This is a genomic window from Sphingosinithalassobacter sp. CS137, from assembly GCF_014334115.1.
In the GTDB taxonomy this organism is placed as follows: domain Bacteria; phylum Pseudomonadota; class Alphaproteobacteria; order Sphingomonadales; family Sphingomonadaceae; genus Sphingomonas.
This window is the reverse complement of sequence record NZ_CP060494.1, coordinates 249,903-267,681: the sequence shown is the minus strand read 5'-3', so window position 1 is coordinate 267,681 and position 17,779 is coordinate 249,903. Positions and strand designations below refer to the sequence as shown.

General features: G+C 67.5%; 16 protein-coding genes. 14 read left to right on the top strand and 2 right to left on the bottom strand.

Annotated features, from left to right (window positions below; translation table 11 throughout):
• Positions 1 to 19 precede the first annotated feature (19 nt).
• Positions 20 to 2,620 carry an alanine--tRNA ligase gene (gene alaS / locus H7V21_RS01255; RefSeq protein WP_188054844.1) on the bottom strand — a complete coding sequence of 867 codons (2,601 nt, stop codon included), beginning with the start codon at positions 2,618 to 2,620 and terminating at the stop codon, positions 20 to 22.
• A gap of 419 nt (positions 2,621 to 3,039) precedes the next feature.
• Between alaS and H7V21_RS01250 the strand changes: the two genes are divergently transcribed.
• The 14 genes from H7V21_RS01250 to H7V21_RS01185 all read left to right on the top strand — a co-directional run bounded on the left by H7V21_RS01250 (position 3,040) and on the right by H7V21_RS01185 (position 15,788).
• On the top strand, positions 3,040 to 3,999 hold the full coding sequence (locus H7V21_RS01250) for a calcium/sodium antiporter (RefSeq protein ID WP_188054843.1): 960 nt from the start codon (positions 3,040 to 3,042) through the stop codon (positions 3,997 to 3,999).
• Positions 4,000 to 4,096: 97 nt separating this feature from the next.
• Positions 4,097 to 5,152 (top strand): 4-hydroxyphenylpyruvate dioxygenase, encoded by a 1,056-nt coding sequence (gene hppD, locus H7V21_RS01245; protein ID WP_188054842.1) that lies wholly within the window; start codon positions 4,097 to 4,099, stop codon positions 5,150 to 5,152.
• Between the two features lie 173 nt (positions 5,153 to 5,325).
• Positions 5,326 to 6,603: a homogentisate 1,2-dioxygenase gene (hmgA, locus tag H7V21_RS01240; protein ID WP_188054841.1), complete on the top strand. Its 1,278-nt coding sequence runs from the start codon at positions 5,326 to 5,328 to the stop codon at positions 6,601 to 6,603.
• A gap of 134 nt (positions 6,604 to 6,737) precedes the next feature.
• The gene (locus H7V21_RS01235; protein ID WP_262503950.1) at positions 6,738 to 7,091 is read left to right on the top strand and encodes a Rieske (2Fe-2S) protein; all 354 of its coding nucleotides are present in this window, start codon (positions 6,738 to 6,740) and stop codon (positions 7,089 to 7,091) included.
• Positions 7,092 to 7,198: 107 nt separating this feature from the next.
• On the top strand, positions 7,199 to 8,350 hold the full coding sequence (locus H7V21_RS01230; protein ID WP_188054840.1) for an isovaleryl-CoA dehydrogenase: 1,152 nt from the start codon (positions 7,199 to 7,201) through the stop codon (positions 8,348 to 8,350).
• Entirely contained in the window at positions 8,347 to 9,987 is a 1,641-nt protein-coding gene (locus tag H7V21_RS01225; protein WP_188054839.1) for a carboxyl transferase domain-containing protein, read from the top strand. Before H7V21_RS01230 ends, H7V21_RS01225 begins: the two co-directional genes overlap by 4 nt.
• Positions 9,984 to 10,469 (top strand): endonuclease domain-containing protein, encoded by a 486-nt coding sequence (locus tag H7V21_RS01220; RefSeq protein ID WP_316715486.1) that lies wholly within the window; start codon positions 9,984 to 9,986, stop codon positions 10,467 to 10,469. The genes H7V21_RS01225 and H7V21_RS01220 overlap by 4 nt, the downstream gene beginning before the upstream one ends.
• A 3-nt stretch (positions 10,470 to 10,472) precedes the next feature.
• The gene (locus tag H7V21_RS01215) at positions 10,473 to 10,943 is read left to right on the top strand and encodes a nuclear transport factor 2 family protein (RefSeq protein ID WP_188054838.1); all 471 of its coding nucleotides are present in this window, start codon (positions 10,473 to 10,475) and stop codon (positions 10,941 to 10,943) included.
• Entirely contained in the window at positions 10,940 to 11,248 is a 309-nt protein-coding gene (locus H7V21_RS01210; RefSeq protein WP_188054837.1) for a DUF3088 family protein, read from the top strand. The genes H7V21_RS01215 and H7V21_RS01210 overlap by 4 nt, the downstream gene beginning before the upstream one ends.
• A complete protein-coding gene (locus H7V21_RS01205) occupies positions 11,245 to 13,182 on the top strand; it encodes an acetyl/propionyl/methylcrotonyl-CoA carboxylase subunit alpha (protein ID WP_188054836.1) in 1,938 nt (645 codons plus the stop codon). The genes H7V21_RS01210 and H7V21_RS01205 overlap by 4 nt, the downstream gene beginning before the upstream one ends.
• Before the next feature lie 173 nt (positions 13,183 to 13,355).
• The gene (locus tag H7V21_RS01200) at positions 13,356 to 14,522 is read left to right on the top strand and encodes an alpha-hydroxy-acid oxidizing protein (RefSeq protein ID WP_188054835.1); all 1,167 of its coding nucleotides are present in this window, start codon (positions 13,356 to 13,358) and stop codon (positions 14,520 to 14,522) included.
• Positions 14,519 to 14,983 (top strand): GNAT family N-acetyltransferase, encoded by a 465-nt coding sequence (locus H7V21_RS01195; protein ID WP_188054834.1) that lies wholly within the window; start codon positions 14,519 to 14,521, stop codon positions 14,981 to 14,983. Before H7V21_RS01200 ends, H7V21_RS01195 begins: the two co-directional genes overlap by 4 nt.
• Positions 14,983 to 15,438: a MaoC family dehydratase gene (locus tag H7V21_RS01190; RefSeq protein ID WP_188054833.1), complete on the top strand. Its 456-nt coding sequence runs from the start codon at positions 14,983 to 14,985 to the stop codon at positions 15,436 to 15,438. Before H7V21_RS01195 ends, H7V21_RS01190 begins: the two co-directional genes overlap by 1 nt.
• 47 nt (positions 15,439 to 15,485) lie before the next feature.
• Positions 15,486 to 15,788: a hypothetical protein gene (locus H7V21_RS01185; protein ID WP_188054832.1), complete on the top strand. Its 303-nt coding sequence runs from the start codon at positions 15,486 to 15,488 to the stop codon at positions 15,786 to 15,788.
• 15 nt (positions 15,789 to 15,803) lie between these two features.
• On the opposite strand, the gene H7V21_RS01180 is transcribed toward H7V21_RS01185, so the two are convergent.
• On the bottom strand, positions 15,804 to 17,768 hold the full coding sequence (locus H7V21_RS01180) for a protein-L-isoaspartate(D-aspartate) O-methyltransferase (RefSeq protein WP_188054831.1): 1,965 nt from the start codon (positions 17,766 to 17,768) through the stop codon (positions 15,804 to 15,806).
• Positions 17,769 to 17,779 lie beyond the last annotated feature (11 nt).

Below are 17,779 nucleotides of genomic sequence, written 5' to 3'. Positions count from 1 at the left end.
TCAGCTCACGCGAGGTGCCTCAGGCCGCCGCTGGCGCGAGCGCGCGTGCCTCGGCAAGCAGCTCGTCGAGCTTCGGCACATTCGTCCCGGCGCCGGCCGCGAGCGTATCCTTGCCGCCGCCCCGCCCGTCGATGATCGGCAGCAGCCGCTTGAGCATTTGCCCGGCATGCCAGGGCGGAGCGCAATCATTGTGCACGGCGATCGTCACATTCGCGCGGTCTTCCGCCGTCACAGCAAGCACCACGACCCCGCCGATCGCCCGCGCCGTGTCGAGCGCCAGCCCGCGCAGTGCCTCGGCGGGCGCCTCGATCCGGGCGATGACCGCGGGGGTGCCGTCGGCCAGCGCAGCGGCCTGGCTCGCCAGTGCCTCCGGGCTCGGCCCGGAGGCTGCGGCGCCTGCAGCCGGAACGGCATCGCGCTTGGCCATCAGCTTCTCGACCCGGCCTTCGAGTTCCTCGGGCTTGGCGTTGAGCTTGGCGGCGACGCGCTGGAGCAGCCGGTCGTGATCGCGCAGCAGCCGATAGGCCGCACGCCCGGTCACTGCCTGAATCCGGCGAACACCGCGCGCGACGCTGCCTTCCGAGAGGATCACGAACGGGCCGATCTCTCCGGTCGCGCCGACATGGGTGCCGCCGCACAGCTCCATCGAAACGTCGCCGAACGTCACCGTGCGAACCTCGGCGCCATATTTGTCGCCGAAGAACGCGAGCGCGCCCGCCTCGACTGCCTCGTCATAGCCCATCTTGCGCTCGACCTGCGGCAGATTGGCGAGGATCGCGTCGTTGACCATCTCCTCGATCGTCGCGAGCGTCTCGTCGGACAGCTTTTCGCCATAGGTGAAGTCGAAGCGGAGCCGATCGCCGTCGACGCGCGATCCGGCCTGGCCGACGTTAGTGCCGAGCACCTTGCGAAGCGCTGCGTGCAGCAGGTGAGTCGCGCTGTGGTTCCCCTGCACCTGGTGACGATGCTGGCTGTCGACGGCGAGATGCACGCGCTGACCCTCGCGCACGCTGCCGTCACGGACGGTGCACTGATGCGCGAATACGCCGGGCGAGCCCTGGACCACGTCGTGCACTTCGATGAGCAGGCCGTCGGCCGTGATCGCGCCGCGGTCGCCGATCTGCCCGCCGCCCTCGGCGTAGAAGGGCGTCCGATCGAGCACGAGCACGATTTCCTCGTCCGCCTGCGCGGACTCGACGCGCTCCTCCTCGCGGAAGAGGCCCAGCACATTGCCGTCGACTTCCAGATGCCGGTACCCGACGAATTCGGTCTGCGGCAGGTGCTCCATCGCCGCGGCCACACCCGAGCCGGTTTCCTTGTCCTTCAGCGCGCGCGACAGTTCCTGATGCTCGGCGAACGCTTCCTGGAAGCCGGCTTCGTCGAAGCTGCCGCCGCGCGTGAGGGCATATTCGCGGATCGTGTCGACCGGCAGGCCATAGGTGCCGAACAGCTTGAACGCAGTGGCGCCGTCGATATGCCCTTCGCCCTTGGCATAGGCGTCCTCGAGCTTGCCCAGCCCTGCGGTGAGCGTCGCCTCGAATTCTTCCTGCTCGCGCGCGAACACCGCCTTGATCTCGTCGCGCCGCTCGGCGACGTGCGGATTCCATTCGCCGGCATTATCGATCGCGATTTCCACCATGGAGGCGAAGTCGAATTCCGGCGCCCGCTGCCGTGCCGCCGCGACTGCGCGGCGCACCAATCGGCGCGGAATATAGCCGGGGCCGCTGGCGGCGGGCTTCACGCGATCGGCGAAGATCATCGTCGCCGCGCGCACGTGATCGGAGATCAGCCGCACCGACCGGTCCGAGGTCGGCAGGTCGAGCTGCGCCGAGGCAAAGCTCGTCAGCGGGCTCAGCAGGTCGGTCTCGTACACCGTCTCGACGCCGTTCAGCGCCATCAGGATGCGCTCGACGCCCGATCCGGTGTCCACGCTGCGCATGTCGAGCGGCTCGAGGCCGCTCGGCAGCTTGTTGTACTGCATGAACACGCCAGCGTTCCAGATCTCGATATAGCGGTTCACGTCGTCGAAATGGCCGCCCGGCACGTAGCGTTCGCCATAGGCGTCGCCGGTGTCGTAGAACACCTCGGTACAGGGGCCGCACGGGCCGAACTCGCCTGCCGGCCCCCAGAAATTGTCCGCGCCCATCGGAATGATGTGGTCGGCCGCCATGCCGACCCGTTCCCAGATGCCGGCCGACTCGTCGTCGCCCGGGATGCCGAGTTCCGGATCGCCGCGATAATAGGTCGCATAGAGCGATTCCGGCGGGAAGCCGAAGTGCTTCGTCAGCAGCTCCCAGGCGAGCGCGATCGCCTCTTCCTTCCAATAGCCGCCGATCGACCAGGAGCCCATCATCTCGAAGAAGGTCAGATGGTGGCGGTCGCCGACTTCCTCGATGTCGTTGGTGCGCACGCACCGCTGAATATCGCAGAGCTCGGGCTGCGGCGGGCGCTCGGTTCCGAGAAAATAGGATTTGAGCGGCGCCATCCCGGAATTGATGAACAGAAGCGAAGGATCGTTGTTAGGGACCACCGAATGTCCCGGAATCCTCAAATGCTTCTTCTGCTCGAAGAAGTTCAGGAAGGTATTGACTACTTCACGGCTGCTGATCGAGCGAATCATCGAGATACTTTTCTAGCCTTGTGGGTTGCCTGGCGCGTTCGCTCCCTGATATCGCCTGTGATGGCGGTGATCCACCAATTTTCTCCCGCAGCGGCGAAAGCCCAGCTCTGGGCGCATACGCTCGCCTCGTCCGATCGGACGCTGCGACAGCGGTTCGCGGCCATCGTGCCCGCCGCAGCACCGGGGGCGGTTGACAAGCGGCCGGCGCTACACGATCTGGATCGGCGCGGACCGGGCCCCTCTGGCGGCGCCATTCGATGGCATCGTGATGTCGGCCGCATCGAGCGCGCTCGGTGCAGGTTCGGCCGGTCCCCGAACCCTCCCCCTCCGAGCCTCGCCGACGCGCGCTCGATCGATGATGTTCATCGACGGAGGTCGGCAATGCCAATTCACATGATCCACATTCGGAACGCACGCGCATGATCCTGTTCGCATCGATCGTGGGCGGGCTGCTGCTGCTCGTCGCCGGAGGCGAAGCGCTGGTGCGCGGCGCAGTGCGTCTTGCTGCGCTCGCGCGCCTGTCGCCGCTCGTGGTCGGGCTGGTCGTCGTCGGCTTCGGCACATCGACGCCCGAACTCGTCACCAGCATCGAGGCCGCCCTGCTCGGCTCGCCCGGCATCGCCTGGGGCAATGTCGTCGGGTCGAACCTCGCCAACACGCTCCTGATCCTCGGCCTCGCGGCAGTACTGGCGCCGTTCGCAGTCACGCGCGCCTCTCTCGGCCGCGACGGCATCATGGCGCTTGCCGCGACAGCGCTGCTGTTCATCCTTGCCCTCCAGGGGCCGGTCGGCACGCTGGCGGGCGTGGCGCTGCTCGGGCTGCTCGCCGGCTATCTCGTCCTCGCCTATCGCAACGAGCGTGCGGCCGCGGCGCCCGTAACCGGAGCGGCGGAAGCCGATGCGCCCGCCGCACGCCGCGGTGGCGCGGGCGCCGCGCTCCTGGTGCTCGGCGGACTCGCGTTGCTGGTCCTCGGCGGCAATCTGCTCGTCGGCGGTGCGATCGAACTGGCCGAGCGGCTCGGCATGTCCGAGGCGCTGATCGGCCTCACCATCGTCGCGGTCGGCACCTCGCTGCCCGAACTCGTCACTTCGGTGATCGCCGCGCTGCGCCGCCATGGCGAAGTCGCGTTCGGCAATGTCGTCGGGTCCAACATCTACAATCTGCTCGGCATCGGCGGCATGACTGCGCTCGTCGCCCCTGGAGCGCTTCCGCCCGAGCTGCTGACGCGCGATCTGCCGATCCTGCTCGGAACCGCGCTGCTGATGCTGCTCCTGGGCCTGCGGCTGCGCTACGGCCGCGCCGCGGGCGGTCTCCTCCTGGCGGGCTATGCCGGCTATCTCGGCTATGTCGTCGCCACGGCGGCAGGGACCTCCGGATAGGAACCTGCGTTCTCCTGAAGAGAAGCGGCGCAACTGGTATCATTTGACACTAGTTGCGCCGCTACGGTATCCGCCGGCCCGAACAGGAGAGCGCAGCATGACCGACCAGACCAATCCGCTCGGCCTCAACGGCTTCGAGTTCGTCGAATTCACCTCGCCCGATCCCCAGGCGATGGAGGATCATTTCCGGCGCCTGGGCTTCGTCCCCGCCGCGACGCACCCGACCAAGGACATCGTCCGGTTCCGCCAGGGGCGCATCAACCTGCTCCTCAATCGCGAGCCGACCGGCCAGGCCGCCGAATTCCGCGCGGCGCACGGCCCGTCCGCCAGCGGCATGGCGTTCCGCGTCGGCGATCCGGCGGGCGCGCGTCAGGCCGCGCTCGATCACGGCGCCAGGCCGGTCGACGAGACGATCGGAGCGCTCGGCGAAGGCAGCTGCGCGATCGAGGGGATCGGCGGCAGCTATCTCTATCTCGTCCAGGACGATGCGGACCTCTACGCCGACTGGAACGAAGTTCCCGGCTGGGAGGAAGAGGCGCGCAAGAACGGCGTCGGCCTCGACATGCTCGACCACCTCACCCACAATGTCCGCCGCGGACAGATGCGCGTCTGGTCGGAATTCTATTCCAAGCTCTTCCACTTCGAGGAGCAGAAATATTTCGACATCAAGGGCAAGGCGACCGGGCTGTTCAGCCAGGCGATGATCGCGCCCGACAAGGCGATCCGCATCCCGCTCAACGAAAGCCAGGACGAGAACAGCCAGATCGAGGAGTTCATCCGCGAGTATAAGGGCGAAGGCATCCAGCACCTCGCGCTGACCACGGACGACATCTACGAAACGGTCGAGAAGCTGCGCGAGCGCGGCGTGCGCCTGCAGGACACGATCGAGACCTATTACGAGCTGGTCGACAAGCGCGTGCCGAACCACGGCGAAGACCTCGACCGGATGAAGAAGAACCGCATCCTGATCGACGGCTCGACCGAAGAAGGCATCCTGCTCCAGATCTTCACCGAGAATATGTTCGGCCCGATCTTTTTCGAGATCATCCAGCGCAAGGGCAACGAGGGTTTCGGCAACGGCAATTTCCAGGCGCTGTTCGAATCGATCGAGCTCGACCAGATCCGCCGCGGCGTGATCAAGGTCGATGCCTGAGCCGCGCGCTCCGCGCATGCGGGGCACGCACAGTTTGGAGGGGAGAGCCGGGACATAACCCGGCCCCAAGTTTTCCCTTCCTCCACAGGAAGGGAAGGCCGCAGGAGGATGAGGGGGAAGCCGGCGCTTTCCCCTCATCCGACTTCTCCTGCACGTGACTAGGACGAGGCCGCATGACTTCCTATCTCCCCGGGTTCGGCAACCACGTCAGCACCGAAGCGGTGCCCGGCGCGCTGCCCGAAGGCCGCAATTCGCCGCAGAAGCCCCCCTTCGGCCTCTATGCCGAACAGCTGTCGGGCAGCGCCTTCACCGCGCCGCGCCACGAGAACCGGCGCAGCTGGCTCTATCGCCTGCGTCCCACCGCAGAGCATCCGCCCTATACGCGCTATGAAGGCGCGCAGCGCTTCGCCCCCGGCACGGTCGACGGACCGGTTGCTCCGAACCGCCTGCGCTGGTCGCCGCTCGAAGGTCCGAGCGCGCCGACCGACCTGATCGACGGCATGACGACGATGCTCGCCAACCGCGACCCCGCGGACCTGGAGGGCGTCGCAGTCCATCTCTATGCCGCCAACAAGGACATGGACCGCCGCGTATTCGTCGATTCCGACGGCGAACTGCTGTTCCTGCCGCAGCAGGGCCGCCTCACCCTGCTCACCGAGCTTGGCCGCATCGACATCGCTCCCGGCCAGATCGCGCTCGTCCCACGCGGCGTGAAGTTCCGCGCGCTGCTTCCCGACGGCGAAGCGCGCGGCTATGTCGCCGAGAATCACGGCAGCCTGTTTCGCCTGCCCGATCTCGGCCCGATCGGTGCCAATGGCCTGGCCAATCCGCGGGATTTCGAGACCCCCGCCGCCTGGTTCGAGGACCGCGACGAGCCGACCGAAGTGGTCCAGAAATATCTCGGCAGCCTCTGGGCGATGACGCTCGACCACAGCCCGCTCGACGTCGTGGCGTGGCACGGCAGTCTCGCGCCCTGGCGCTATGATCTGTCGCGGTTCAACACGATCAACACGGTCAGTTTCGACCATCCCGATCCGTCGATCTTCACCGTGCTCACCTCGCCCAGCGACGTGCCCGGCCGCGCCAACGCCGATTTCGTGATCTTCCCGCCGCGCTGGATGGTCGCGGAGGACACCTTCCGTCCGCCTTGGTTCCATCGCAACGTGATGAGTGAGGCGATGGGCCTGATCCACGGCGCCTATGACGCCAAGGCAGAGGGCTTCGCGCCCGGCGGCCTCTCGCTCCACAATCTGATGGCGGGCCACGGCCCCGACAAGGCGAGCTGGGAAGCCGCGTCGAGCGCCGATCTCCAGCCGCACAAGATCGAAGGCACCATGGCCTTCATGGTCGAAAGCTGCTGGCCCTACCGCCCTACGCAATTCGCGATCGATACGGCGCAGCCGGACTATGACGCCGCGTGGAAGGACTTTCCCAAGGCAAGACTGCCGTGAAGATCCTCCCCGGCACGGGGAGGGGGACCATGCGCAGCATGGTGGAGGGGGCTAGCCCCAAGCACTCCGCCTGCCGCCAACCCCCTCCACCGGCCTGCGGCCGGTCCCCCTCCCCGCAAGCGGGGAGGAACTGAGTGGAGCGCCTCACCGCCACGCCGGCCGGAGTCGCGCTCGGCCCGCTCGATGCCATCCCCGATGGCAGCGCACGCAACTATGTCCTCGAAATGCGCGCGGGCCGCTTCCACGGGTTTATCGTGCGGCAGGGTGAGTCGGTCTACGGCTATGTCGACCGTTGCCCGCACCAGGGCCTGCCGCTTGCGCAGCAACTTGATCGCTATGTGACCGACGCCGGCGACCGCATCTTCTGCTCGTGGCATGGCGCCACCTTCGCGATCGACGATGGCCGCTGCCTCGGCGGACCGTGCACCGGTTCGCGCCTCACCCCCTGGCCGATCGCAGTGGAGGACGGGATCATCATGACGCGCTGAGGCGTTGGCGCTCGATTCTCCAATCGGAAAATCGACCTTCGACAAGCGCGGCGGGAGCGGTTAGAGAGACTCAAAGAAGGGCAGAATCACTGCCACAAGGAGAGACGATGCAACCGACCCTCGACTTCGGCCTCGGCGACACCGCCGACATGATCCGCGAGAGCACCCGCCGCTTCGCCGAGGACCAGATCGCCCCGCTCGCCGCACGGATCGACGCTGAGGACTGGTTCCCGCGCGAGCTCTGGCCCGCGATGGGCGAGCTCGGCCTGCACGGCATCACCGTCGAGGAACAATGGGGCGGTCTCGGCCTCGGCTATCTCGAGCATGTCGTCGCGGTCGAGGAAGTCAGCCGCGCCTCCGCGTCGATCGGCCTGAGCTACGGCGCGCATTCGAACCTCTGCGTCAATCAGATCCGCCGCTGGGCGAGCGACGAGCAAAAGGCGAAATATCTGCCCAAGCTCATTTCGGGCGAGCATGTCGGCAGCCTCGCCATGTCGGAGACGAACGCGGGTTCCGACGTCGTCGGCATGAAGCTGCGCGCGGAAAAGACCGATACCGGATATCTGCTCAACGGCACGAAGTTCTGGATCACCAACGCCGCCTATGCCGATACGCTGGTGGTCTATGCCAAGACCGGCGAGGGATCGCGCGGCATCACCACCTTCCTGATCGAAAAGGACATGCCCGGCTTTTCGATCGGCCAGAAGATCGACAAGATGGGCATGCGCGGCTCGCCCACCGCCGAGCTCGTCTTCAACGACTGCGAAGTGCCCGAGGCGAACGTCATGGGCCCGGTGAACGGCGGCGTCGGCGTGCTGATGAGCGGGCTCGATTATGAGCGCACCGTGCTCGCCGGGATCCAGCTCGGCATCATGCAGGCGTGCCTCGACGTGGTTCTCCCCTATGTTCGCGAGCGCAGCCAGTTCGGCAAGCCGATCGGCAGCTTTCAGCTGATCCAGGCCAAGATCGCCGACATGTATGTCGCGCTCAATTCGGCGCGCGCCTATGTCTATCAGGTCGCGAAGAATTGCGACGCCGGCCGCACCACGCGCTTCGACGCGGCGGGCGCGATCCTGCTCGCCAGCGAAAGCGCGGTGAAGGTCAGCCTCGAGGCGATCCAGGCGCTGGGCGGCGCCGGCTATACCAAGGACTGGCCGGTCGAGCGCTTCGCCCGCGACGCCAAGCTGCTCGACATCGGCGCCGGCACCAACGAGATCCGCCGCATGCTGATCGGCCGCGAGCTCGTAGGCGCCGCATGAGCGCGCCCGCTCTCACTTCCCAGCTGTCGCGGGACAGCGATGGCTTCCGTGCGAATGCCGCGCACAATCAGGCACTGGCGCAGAAGCTTCGCGCCGACGTCGCTCAGGCCGCTCTCGGCGGATCGGAGCGTGCTAGGGAGCGGCATGTCGCGCGCGGCAAGCTGCTCCCGCGCGACCGCGTCGAGCGGCTGCTCGATCCCGGCTCGCCGTTCCTCGAGATCGGCCAGCTCGCCGCGAACGGCATGTACGACGACGAGGTGCCTGGCGCCGGAATGATCGCCGGCATCGGCCGCGTCTCGGGCCGCCAGTGCATGATCGTGTGCAACGACGCCACGGTGAAGGGCGGCACCTATTATCCGATGACGGTGAAGAAGCACCTTCGCGCGCAGGAGATCGCGCAGGAAAACCGGCTGCCCTGCATCTATCTGGTCGACAGCGGCGGCGCGAACCTGCCGCACCAGGCCGAGGTCTTCCCCGACCGCGACCATTTCGGCCGCATCTTCTTCAACCAGGCGAACATGTCGGCGCTGGGCATCCCCCAGATCGCCTGCGTGATGGGCAGCTGCACCGCGGGCGGCGCCTATGTCCCCGCCATGTCCGACGAAAGCGTGATCGTGCGCGAACAAGGCACGATCTTCCTCGCCGGTCCGCCGCTGGTGAAGGCCGCGACGGGCGAAGAGATCAGCGCCGAGAATCTTGGCGGCGGTGACCTGCACGGGCGCAAGTCGGGCGTCGTCGACCATGTCGCGGAGAATGACGAGCATGCGCTGACGATCGTGCGCGACATCGTCTCGAACCTCGGCATGGCCTGTGCTCCGGCGCAGGCCGGAGCCCTGGCCGCCAACGCTCCGGCCTCCGCCGGAGCACGGCGAGAACCAAGACCACCGAAGTACGACCCCTCGGAACTCTACGGCATCATCCCCCAGGACGTCCGTGCGCCGTACGACGTCCACGAAGTCATCGCGCGGCTCGTCGACGGCAGCGAGTTTCACGAGTTCAAGGCGCTCTACGGCTCCAGCCTCGTCTGCGGCTTCGCGCATATCTGGGGCATGCCTGTCGCGATCCTCGCCAACAACGGCGTCCTGTTCAGCGAAAGCGCGGTCAAGGGCGCGCATTTCATCGAACTCGCCTGCCAGCGCCGCATTCCGCTGCTGTTCCTCCAGAACATCTCGGGCTTCATGGTCGGCGGCAAGTACGAGGCAGAGGGCATCGCCAAGCACGGCGCCAAGCTCGTCACCGCAGTCGCCACCGCCAGCGTGCCCAAGGTGACGATCCTGATCGGCGGCAGCTTCGGCGCGGGCAACTACGGCATGGCGGGCCGCGCCTACAGCCCGCGCTTCCTGTTCAGCTGGCCCAACAGCCGGATCAGCGTGATGGGCGGCGAGCAGGCCGCGAGCGTCCTCGCCACCGTCCACCGCGATGCGGATTCGTGGAGCGACGAGCAAGCCGAGGCCTTCAAGGCGCCGATCCGCCAGAAATACGAAGACGAAGGCAACCCCTGGCACGCGACCGCCCGCCTCTGGGACGACGGCATCATCGACCCCGCCCAGACCCGCGACGTCCTCGGCCTCGCCTTCGCCGCCTGCCTGAATGCCCCCATCCCTGAGACGCCCCGCTTCGGCGTCTTCCGGATGTGAGGGGGGAAGCCGTCGAAGATCCTCCCCGGCACGGGGAGGGGGACCGCGCGAAGCGTGGTGGAGGGGGGCTGCCGCGCGCGATCCGTCCTGAAACCGCGCTCGCCCGCAGACAGCGGCGCGCCCTCGCCCTTCCTGAGGTGCTTCTCTGGGAGCATCTTCGCGCTGCACGCACCGGCGCGAAGTTCCGCCGCCAACACCCGATCGGCCCGTACGTCACTGACTTCTGCTGCGTGGCGCACCGGCTGATCGTCGAAGTCGATGGTGAAGCACATAACCGCGGAACACGGACCCGATCTGACGCAATCCGCGACTCCTTCCTTTGCGAAAACGGCTATCGCATCCTTCGCTATCCCGCCGCCGAGGTGCTGCGCGACCCTGCTGCCGTGGCAGCATCGATCGCAGCCTTGCTGGCTCGCCCCCTCCACCAGCCTGCGGCTGGTCCCCCTCCCCGTCCCGGGGAGGATCTCGCCCAAGGAGCCTGACCGATGATGCGCCATCTCCTCCTCGTCCCCGCCCTCCTCTTCGCCTCGCCCGCGCTCGCCCAGCATGCGTCGGACGAGGATTCCGCCGCCGTGCTCGCGACGATCGACACGATGTTCGCCGCACTCACCGCGAAAGACCCCGCCGCGCTAACCGCAGTCACGCTTCCCGAGGGCAACGCCACGGCCGCGGTCCACACCCCCGGCGGCACGCCGCGCATCGTCACCAGCGACTGGGCCAGTTTCGCGCAGCGCCTGCCCGGCATCCCCGGCACCCCGATCGAGCGCAACATCGATCCGCACGTGCATGTCGATGGCGACATCGCGATGGTGTGGACGCCCTATGTCTTCACGCTCGACGGCAAGCCCTCGCATTGCGGCACCAATCACTTCGATCTCGTCCGCAAGGACGGCGCGTGGCGCGTGCTCAACGTCACCTGGACGCAGCGCACTCAGGGCTGCCCGGCCGCAGAATGAACCGCGATCGCCTCTTCCTCCTGCCCGTCGAAGCGCCCGACCCCGCGCTCCCCGGCCGCAGCTTCTACTGCAAGGATTGCATGACCGTGGAAGGGCTGCTCGCCACCTTTCCCGATCGCGCCGCGAAGCTCGAGGTGATCCGCGTCGAGTGGCCACGCCCGCGCCCGGCGGTGATCGCCGCGCTCGGCGAGGAACACCAGAACCTCCCCGCGCTCGCCTTCGCCGAGGGCGGCTTCGTCAACGAAATCGAACCCCTGCTGGCGGCGCTCCACACCCGCCACGGCTTTCCGGAACGGCACCCATGATCCAATCCCTGCTCATCGCCAATCGCGGCGAGATCGCCTGCCGCATCATCCGCACCGCGCGCGCGATGGGCATCCGCACCGTCGCCGTCTATTCGGATGCGGATGCGCAGGCGCTGCACGTCCGCCAGGCCGACGCGGCAGTGCACATCGGCCCCAGCCCCGCGCGCGGAAGTTATCTCGTCGGCGAGAAGATCATCGCCGCCGCGAAGAAAACGGGCGCCGAGGCGATCCATCCCGGCTATGGCTTCCTCTCCGAAAACGCCGATTTCGCGCAGGCCGTCACCGACGCCGGGCTGATCTGGGTTGGAGCGACGCCTTCGAGCATTCGCGCGATGGGGCTGAAGGACGCCGCCAAGAAGCTGATGCAGGACGCGGGCGTGCCGACCACGCCCGGCTATCTCGGCGAGAACCAGGACCCCGATCATCTCAAGGCCGAAGCCGACAAGATCGGCTATCCGGTGCTCATCAAGGCAGTCGCGGGCGGCGGCGGGAAGGGCATGCGCCGCGTCGATGATGCAGCGCAGTTCCAGGAGATGCTCGCCAGCTGCAAGCGCGAGGCAGCGTCGAGCTTCGGCGACGATCGCGTGCTGATCGAAAAATACATCCTCTCGCCGCGCCACATCGAAGTGCAGGTGTTCGGCGACACCCACGGCAACATCGTCCACCTGTTCGAACGCGACTGCTCGCTCCAGCGGCGCCACCAGAAAGTGATCGAGGAAGCCCCCGCGCCGGGGATGGACCCCGACACCCGCGAAGCGATCTGCGCCGCCGCCGTCCGCGCCGCCAAGGCAGTCGACTATGTCGGCGCGGGCACGATCGAGTTCATCGCCGACGCCAGCGAAGGCCTGCGCGCCGACCGCATCTGGTTCATGGAAATGAACACCCGGCTCCAGGTCGAGCATCCGGTGACCGAGGAGATCACCGGCGTCGATCTGGTCGAATGGCAGCTCCGCGTGGCGAGCGGGGAGAAGCTGCCCAAACGTCAGGACGAACTTAGCATCAACGGCTGGGCGATCGAGGCGCGGCTCTATGCCGAGGACCCGGTCAAGGGGTTCCTGCCGTCGATCGGCCGCCTCGATCGCTTCGCGCTCCCGCGAACGCTTCGCACGATGCGCTTTCGTGCCGAGACGGGCGGCGCACCGGAAGAATGGACGCCCCCCGGCCGTCCTCGGATCGAAACCGGCGTGGTGGAAGGGGATAGCATCTCCCCCTTCTACGATCCGATGATCGCCAAGCTGATCTGCCATGCGGACACCCGTCGGGATGCGGCCTCGGGCCTTGCTCACTTGGCGGCAGACGCGCAGATCTGGCCGATCCACACCAATGCCACCTTCCTGCATGCGCTGCTCGTCCAGCCGGATTTCACCGCAGGAAACGTCGATACCGGCTTCATCGAGCGCCATCAGGAAGACGTGATCTTCCCGGTCGAACCTCTGCCCAAGGCACTTGCGATCGCCGCACGCGCGCAGCTGGGCTCCTATCCGGCGCCGACAGGGTTCCGCCTGAATGCGCAGCCGCAACAGCAGGTGCGCTTCATCGATCGGGGCGACGTGTTTGTCGCCGATCTCTCCACGCGCGTGGCCGAGAACGACTCGAACTTCCTCCTTCTCCATCACCAGCACGGCGAAACCTATCTGACGCTTCAGGGGGCCACCTGGCGCCTGACCGATGCTCGGGTGGAGGGCGCTGGCGCAGGTGCCGCCTCCGACGGCGCGATCCTCGCGCCGATGCCGGGCAAGGTAATCGCGCTCGACGTCGCGCAGGGCGACAGCGTGGGCGCGGGACAGAAACTGCTCACGCTCGAAGCGATGAAGATGGAGCACAGCCTCACCGCCCCGTTCGACGGCACCGTGGCGGAACTCACCGTCGAAGCCGGCGGCCAGGTCACCGAAGGCACACTGCTGGTGCGGGTCGAGCGCGGCGGGGACGCATAAGCTCCTCTCCCCGGCCGGGGAGAGGATACGAAGCCTTGGTGCCGCGCGAGCGGCGCCTAGGCGTAGTTGGTGAGGGGAAAGCCGCAGGCGCGTCCTTTCCAACCCCGGCTAGGCGGCAAAGCCGCCAAGCCCGTGTATCCTCTCCCCCATCGGGAGAGAAGGGAGAGACCGAAATGCCCTACGGCGACTATCAGAACGCGATTTATTTCGCCGGCCTCTCGGGCGTCGTCCCGAAACTCCCGGTCGATTTCGCCAGCCTGAAGGCGCGCGCCGAGGCCGCGATGCCCCGCTCGGTGCTCGATTATGTTCAGGGCGGCTGCGGCGACGAACATACGCAGGATGCCAACGCCGACGCGTTCCGCCACTGGGGAATGGTGCCGCGCATGCTGGTCGACTGCACCACCCGCGACCTCTCGGTGGACCTGTTCGGGCTCACCCTCCCCTCGCCCATTTTCATGGCGCCGATCGGTGTCACCGGCATCTGCACGCAGGACGGCCACGGCGACCTCGCCGCCGCGCATGCCTCGGCCGAAACCGGCGTGCCGCTGTGCGCCTCCACCCTCGCCAACGACTCGCTCGAGGACGTGGCGAAGGCATGCGGCGACACCCCCGCCTTCTTTCAGCTCTATACGCCCAAGCACCCCGGCCTCGCCGAAAGCCTCGTCGCTCGCGCCGAAGCCGCCGGCTACAAGGCGCTCGTCGTCACGCTCGACACCTGGGTCACCGGCTGGCGCCCGCGCGATCTCAACACCGCCAACTTCCCGCAGCTGCGCGGCCACGTTCTGGAAAACTATTTCACCGACCCGGTCTTCCGCGAACTGCTCGGCAAGGACCCGCGCGACGATATCCGCGCCGCGGTGATGCTCTGGGCCGGACTGTTCGGCAAAGTGCTGACCTGGGACGACCTCGAATGGCTGCGCGGCCTCACGAAGCTGCCGATCGTCCTCAAGGGCATCTGCCACCCCGACGACGCGCGCCGCGCCGCCGATGCCGGGATCGACGCGATCTATTGCTCGAACCACGGCGGGCGTCAGGCGAACGGCGGCATCGCCGCGATCGACCTGCTGCCGGGCGTGGTCGAAGGCGCGGGCAGCGTTCCGGTGCTGTTCGACAGCGGCATCCGCTCGGGCACCGATGTCGTCAAGGCGCTTGCACTCGGCGCGACCGCGGTCGGCATCGGCCGCCCCTATAGCTACGGCCTCGCGCTCGGCGGCGCCGAGGGCGCGGCGCATGTGCTCAAGTCGGTTCTCGCCGAGGCGGATCTGCTGATGGCGGTGAACGGCATGCCCGATCTCGCCGCCGTGCGCGCGGCGGGCGCGATTCGGACCGACCGCCGATGAGCACACTCGCGATCCGCCGCGCGACCCGCGCCGACCTGCACGCGATCCTCGCGATGCTGCGCGCCGACACGATCCCCGCGGACCGAGAGACTGATCCCGACGATCCGCGCTACGCCGCCGCGTTCGATGCGATCGAAGCCGACCCGAACCAGCTGCTCGTCGTCGCCGAGCTGGAGGGCGCAGTGATCGGCACGCTGCAACTCAGCTTCCTGCCCGGTCTTTCTTTCCGCGGCGCATGGCGAGGGCAGATCGAGGCGGTGCGGATCGACGAGCATTGCCGTGGGCGCGGCTATGGCGCGGCGATGATCGACTGGGCCGTCGCGCGCTGCCGCGAGCGCGACTGCTATCTGGTGCAGCTCACCTCGTCGAACAGCCGCACCGACGCGCATCGCTTCTACGAGCGGCTCGGCTGGGAGCAGAGCCACAAGGGATTCAAGCTGAAGCTTCGGGAGAATGAGTGATGGCGGGCCGCTTCTACGACGAATGGCAGGTCGGCGACGTGATCGCCCATGATCTGCGCCGCACGGTGACCGAAACCGACAATCTCCTGTTCACCACCATGACCCACAACAGCCAGCCGCTGCACCTCGACGCCGAGGCGGCGAAGGCGAGCGAGTTCGGCCGCATCCTCGTCAACGGCACCTTCACCTTCAGCCTGATGGTGGGGATCACCGTGGGCGACACCACCGCGGGAACGCTGGTCGCCAATCTCGGCTACGACAAGCTCGTGATGCCCAAGCCGGTCTTCATCGGCGATACGCTGCGCGCCGAGAGCGAAGTAGTGGAAATGCGTCCTTCCAACTCGCGCCCCGGCCAGGGCATCGTCACCTGGAAGCACCGCATGCTCAATCAGCGCGACGAAGTGGTGTGTGAATGCCTGCGGTCGGCGCTGCTGCGATCGCGCCCGGCCGACTGAAGCTCTTTGCGCCGCAATGCGTTGGCAGGGGTGAAGGAGATCGACCCATGCCGACGAGCCGACCCAACAACGCTCCCGAGGATATCGGCGAGGATGCACGCGACCGCGACAGTGCCGCCGGAGTGATGACCGACGAAACGCGCGATCAGCCCGGCGGCGGCGGCCTCGGCGGCCAGACGGCGGCCGAAGGCGCGCCCGACGCGACTCGGACGAACCAGGCCGCCACCCCGTCGAATCCCGACAGCCCGGCGGTTGCCGGAGATTCCGGGTCGCTCAAGGCACAGGAAGAGTCGCAGCATCTGACCAGCGGAGACGCAGGCGAACCCAAGCCGATCCCGCGCTCGGACTAGGGGACGAGCCGCAGCCTACAGGCCGAACGGCCAGGTCTCGTCGCCCGCGCCGGACGGCTGCTCGGGCCCGGCCAGCGGAGTCACGGCGCGGGTCTCGTCGAACCACACCCAGCCGTCGAACTGTTCAGGCAACACCGCCTCCGAATAATGGCTCCAGCGCTCGGTTTCGGGGCGGTAGATCACGCCGATGAACCGCTCGAGCCGGGCCGCGCACAGCGCCTCGCGCACCGGCCGCTCGGGCCGCAGGTCGAGCAGCGCCGGCGAAACCGCCGCGTCGTGGAACAGCCGCTCATAGCTGTCCTCGCGCGAGGGATTCACGCGCTTCACTTCCATCGGCCCGTCCCAGTCGGTCGCCGCCGCCACGGTGCCGCCATGCGTCCCGAAGCCGATCAGGCACGCCTCGTCGCCCCATTTCTCGCGCGCCAACTGGCCCAGGTTCAGCTCGTCGCGCAGCCTGCCCATGTCGGTGTGGCGCGCGTCGCCGATATGCGAGTTGTGCGCCCACACCACGGCCCTGGCACCCTCGCCGCCCGCGCGCAGCGCCAGCTCCAGCGTGTCGAACATATGCTCGTCGCGCAGATTCCAGCTCTCGGCCGCGCCATAATACATCACGCGATAATAGGCTTCGGCATTGGCGATCAGCCGGGCGTTCTGCGTCGCGTCGAGGAACGCCTCGCCGTCGCTGGCGGCATAATCGAGCTGCTTCTCGACCAGATCCCTCAGCATCCGCACGACCTCCGCCTCGCAACGGGCATAGCCTTCGGTGACTGCCATCCGCCCATAGCGCGCAGGATCGTCGCGCCACGGAGTCAGGCATCCGTAGCGCTCGCGCGCGACTGCGGCCGCCTCGGGATCGACGCTGTCGAGATAGTCGATCACTGCGCGGATCGAGCCGTTGAGATTATAGAGATCAAGCCCGTGGAAGCGCACCTGATCTTCGGCTGCGCGCGTCGCATTGTGCTCGCGCAGCCAGCCGACGAAATCGTCGAACTCGCGATTGCGCCACATCCAGGTGGGAAAGCGCTGAAACGGCGGCTCCGCGCCGGGATTGGGGCGCTGCCGGACATGCGCGTCGATCGCCGCCGCGTCGGGCCAGTCGGCCTCGACCGCGACCATCGTAAAGCCATGTTTCTCGATCAGCCGCTTCGTGATCGCCGCCCGCGCGCGATAGAATTCGCTCGTCCCGTGGCTCGCCTCGCCCAGCAGCACCACGCGGGCGTCGCCGAAGCGATCGAACGCGGCGCCGAAACCCGGATCGTCGATGTCCGGCAGCGGCTCGGCGGCGTCGCGGATCAGCGCGACGGGCGACTGCTTCTTCTCCTCGCCGCCGCTCCAGCCATGCGCGCCGATCAGCGGCACAAAGCGGACGTCACCGAGGTTCTCGGTGTCGAACTCATTGTCGGATCGCCGCGTAACGCGGATCAGCTTCTGCACGCCCGCACTGCCCAGCGGCATCACCAGCCGGCCGCCGATCGCGAGCTGCGCCTTCAGCGGCTCGGGCACCTGCGGCCCGCCGGCAGCGATCAATATGGCGTCGAACGGCGCCTCCTCGGGCCAGCCCTTGGTGCCGTCCCCGGCGCGAACCTCGGCATTATCATAGCCGAGCGTCTTCAGGCGCTGCCGCGCCAGCTCGGCCAGCTCGGCATGCCGCTCGATCGCGAAGACCTGGTCCGCGATCCGGCTGAGCACTGCGGCGGCATATCCCGAACCGGCACCGACTTCGAGAACGCGCTGCCCGGGGGCCACACGTGCCTCCTCGATCATGTGCGCGACGATATAGGGCTGGGAGATCGTCTGCTCCGCCTCGATCGGCAGCGGTCCGTCCTCATAGGCGAACCGGGCGAACTCCTCGGAGACGAAGCGTTCGCGGGGCACCTCGCGCAACGCTGCGAGGAGGCGTTCGTCGCGGATACCGCGCGCGGCGATCTGACGATCGACCATCGTCGCGCGCGCCTGCTCGAAATCGGGCGTGCTGCGCATGCCGGAACAAC

Bases quoted from the DNA above. Each gene is read 5' to 3' on its own strand.
- H7V21_RS01250 (WP_188054843.1), top strand. From the start codon at position 3,040: ATGATCCTGTTCGCATCGATCGTGGGCGGGCTGCTGCTGCTCGTCGCC.
- H7V21_RS01200 (WP_188054835.1), top strand. From the start codon at position 13,356: ATGCCCTACGGCGACTATCAGAACGCGATTTATTTCGCCGGCCTCTCG.
- hmgA (WP_188054841.1), top strand. From the start codon at position 5,326: ATGACTTCCTATCTCCCCGGGTTCGGCAACCACGTCAGCACCGAAGCG.
- H7V21_RS01225 (WP_188054839.1), top strand. From the start codon at position 8,347: ATGAGCGCGCCCGCTCTCACTTCCCAGCTGTCGCGGGACAGCGATGGC.
- H7V21_RS01215 (WP_188054838.1), top strand. From the start codon at position 10,473: ATGATGCGCCATCTCCTCCTCGTCCCCGCCCTCCTCTTCGCCTCGCCC.
- alaS (WP_188054844.1), bottom strand. From the start codon at position 2,620: ATGATTCGCTCGATCAGCAGCCGTGAAGTAGTCAATACCTTCCTGAAC.
- hppD (WP_188054842.1), top strand. From the start codon at position 4,097: ATGACCGACCAGACCAATCCGCTCGGCCTCAACGGCTTCGAGTTCGTC.
- H7V21_RS01190 (WP_188054833.1), top strand. From the start codon at position 14,983: ATGGCGGGCCGCTTCTACGACGAATGGCAGGTCGGCGACGTGATCGCC.
- H7V21_RS01180 (WP_188054831.1), bottom strand. From the start codon at position 17,768: ATGCGCAGCACGCCCGATTTCGAGCAGGCGCGCGCGACGATGGTCGAT.
- H7V21_RS01185 (WP_188054832.1), top strand. From the start codon at position 15,486: ATGCCGACGAGCCGACCCAACAACGCTCCCGAGGATATCGGCGAGGAT.
- H7V21_RS01205 (WP_188054836.1), top strand. From the start codon at position 11,245: ATGATCCAATCCCTGCTCATCGCCAATCGCGGCGAGATCGCCTGCCGC.
- H7V21_RS01210 (WP_188054837.1), top strand. From the start codon at position 10,940: ATGAACCGCGATCGCCTCTTCCTCCTGCCCGTCGAAGCGCCCGACCCC.
- H7V21_RS01195 (WP_188054834.1), top strand. From the start codon at position 14,519: ATGAGCACACTCGCGATCCGCCGCGCGACCCGCGCCGACCTGCACGCG.
- H7V21_RS01230 (WP_188054840.1), top strand. From the start codon at position 7,199: ATGCAACCGACCCTCGACTTCGGCCTCGGCGACACCGCCGACATGATC.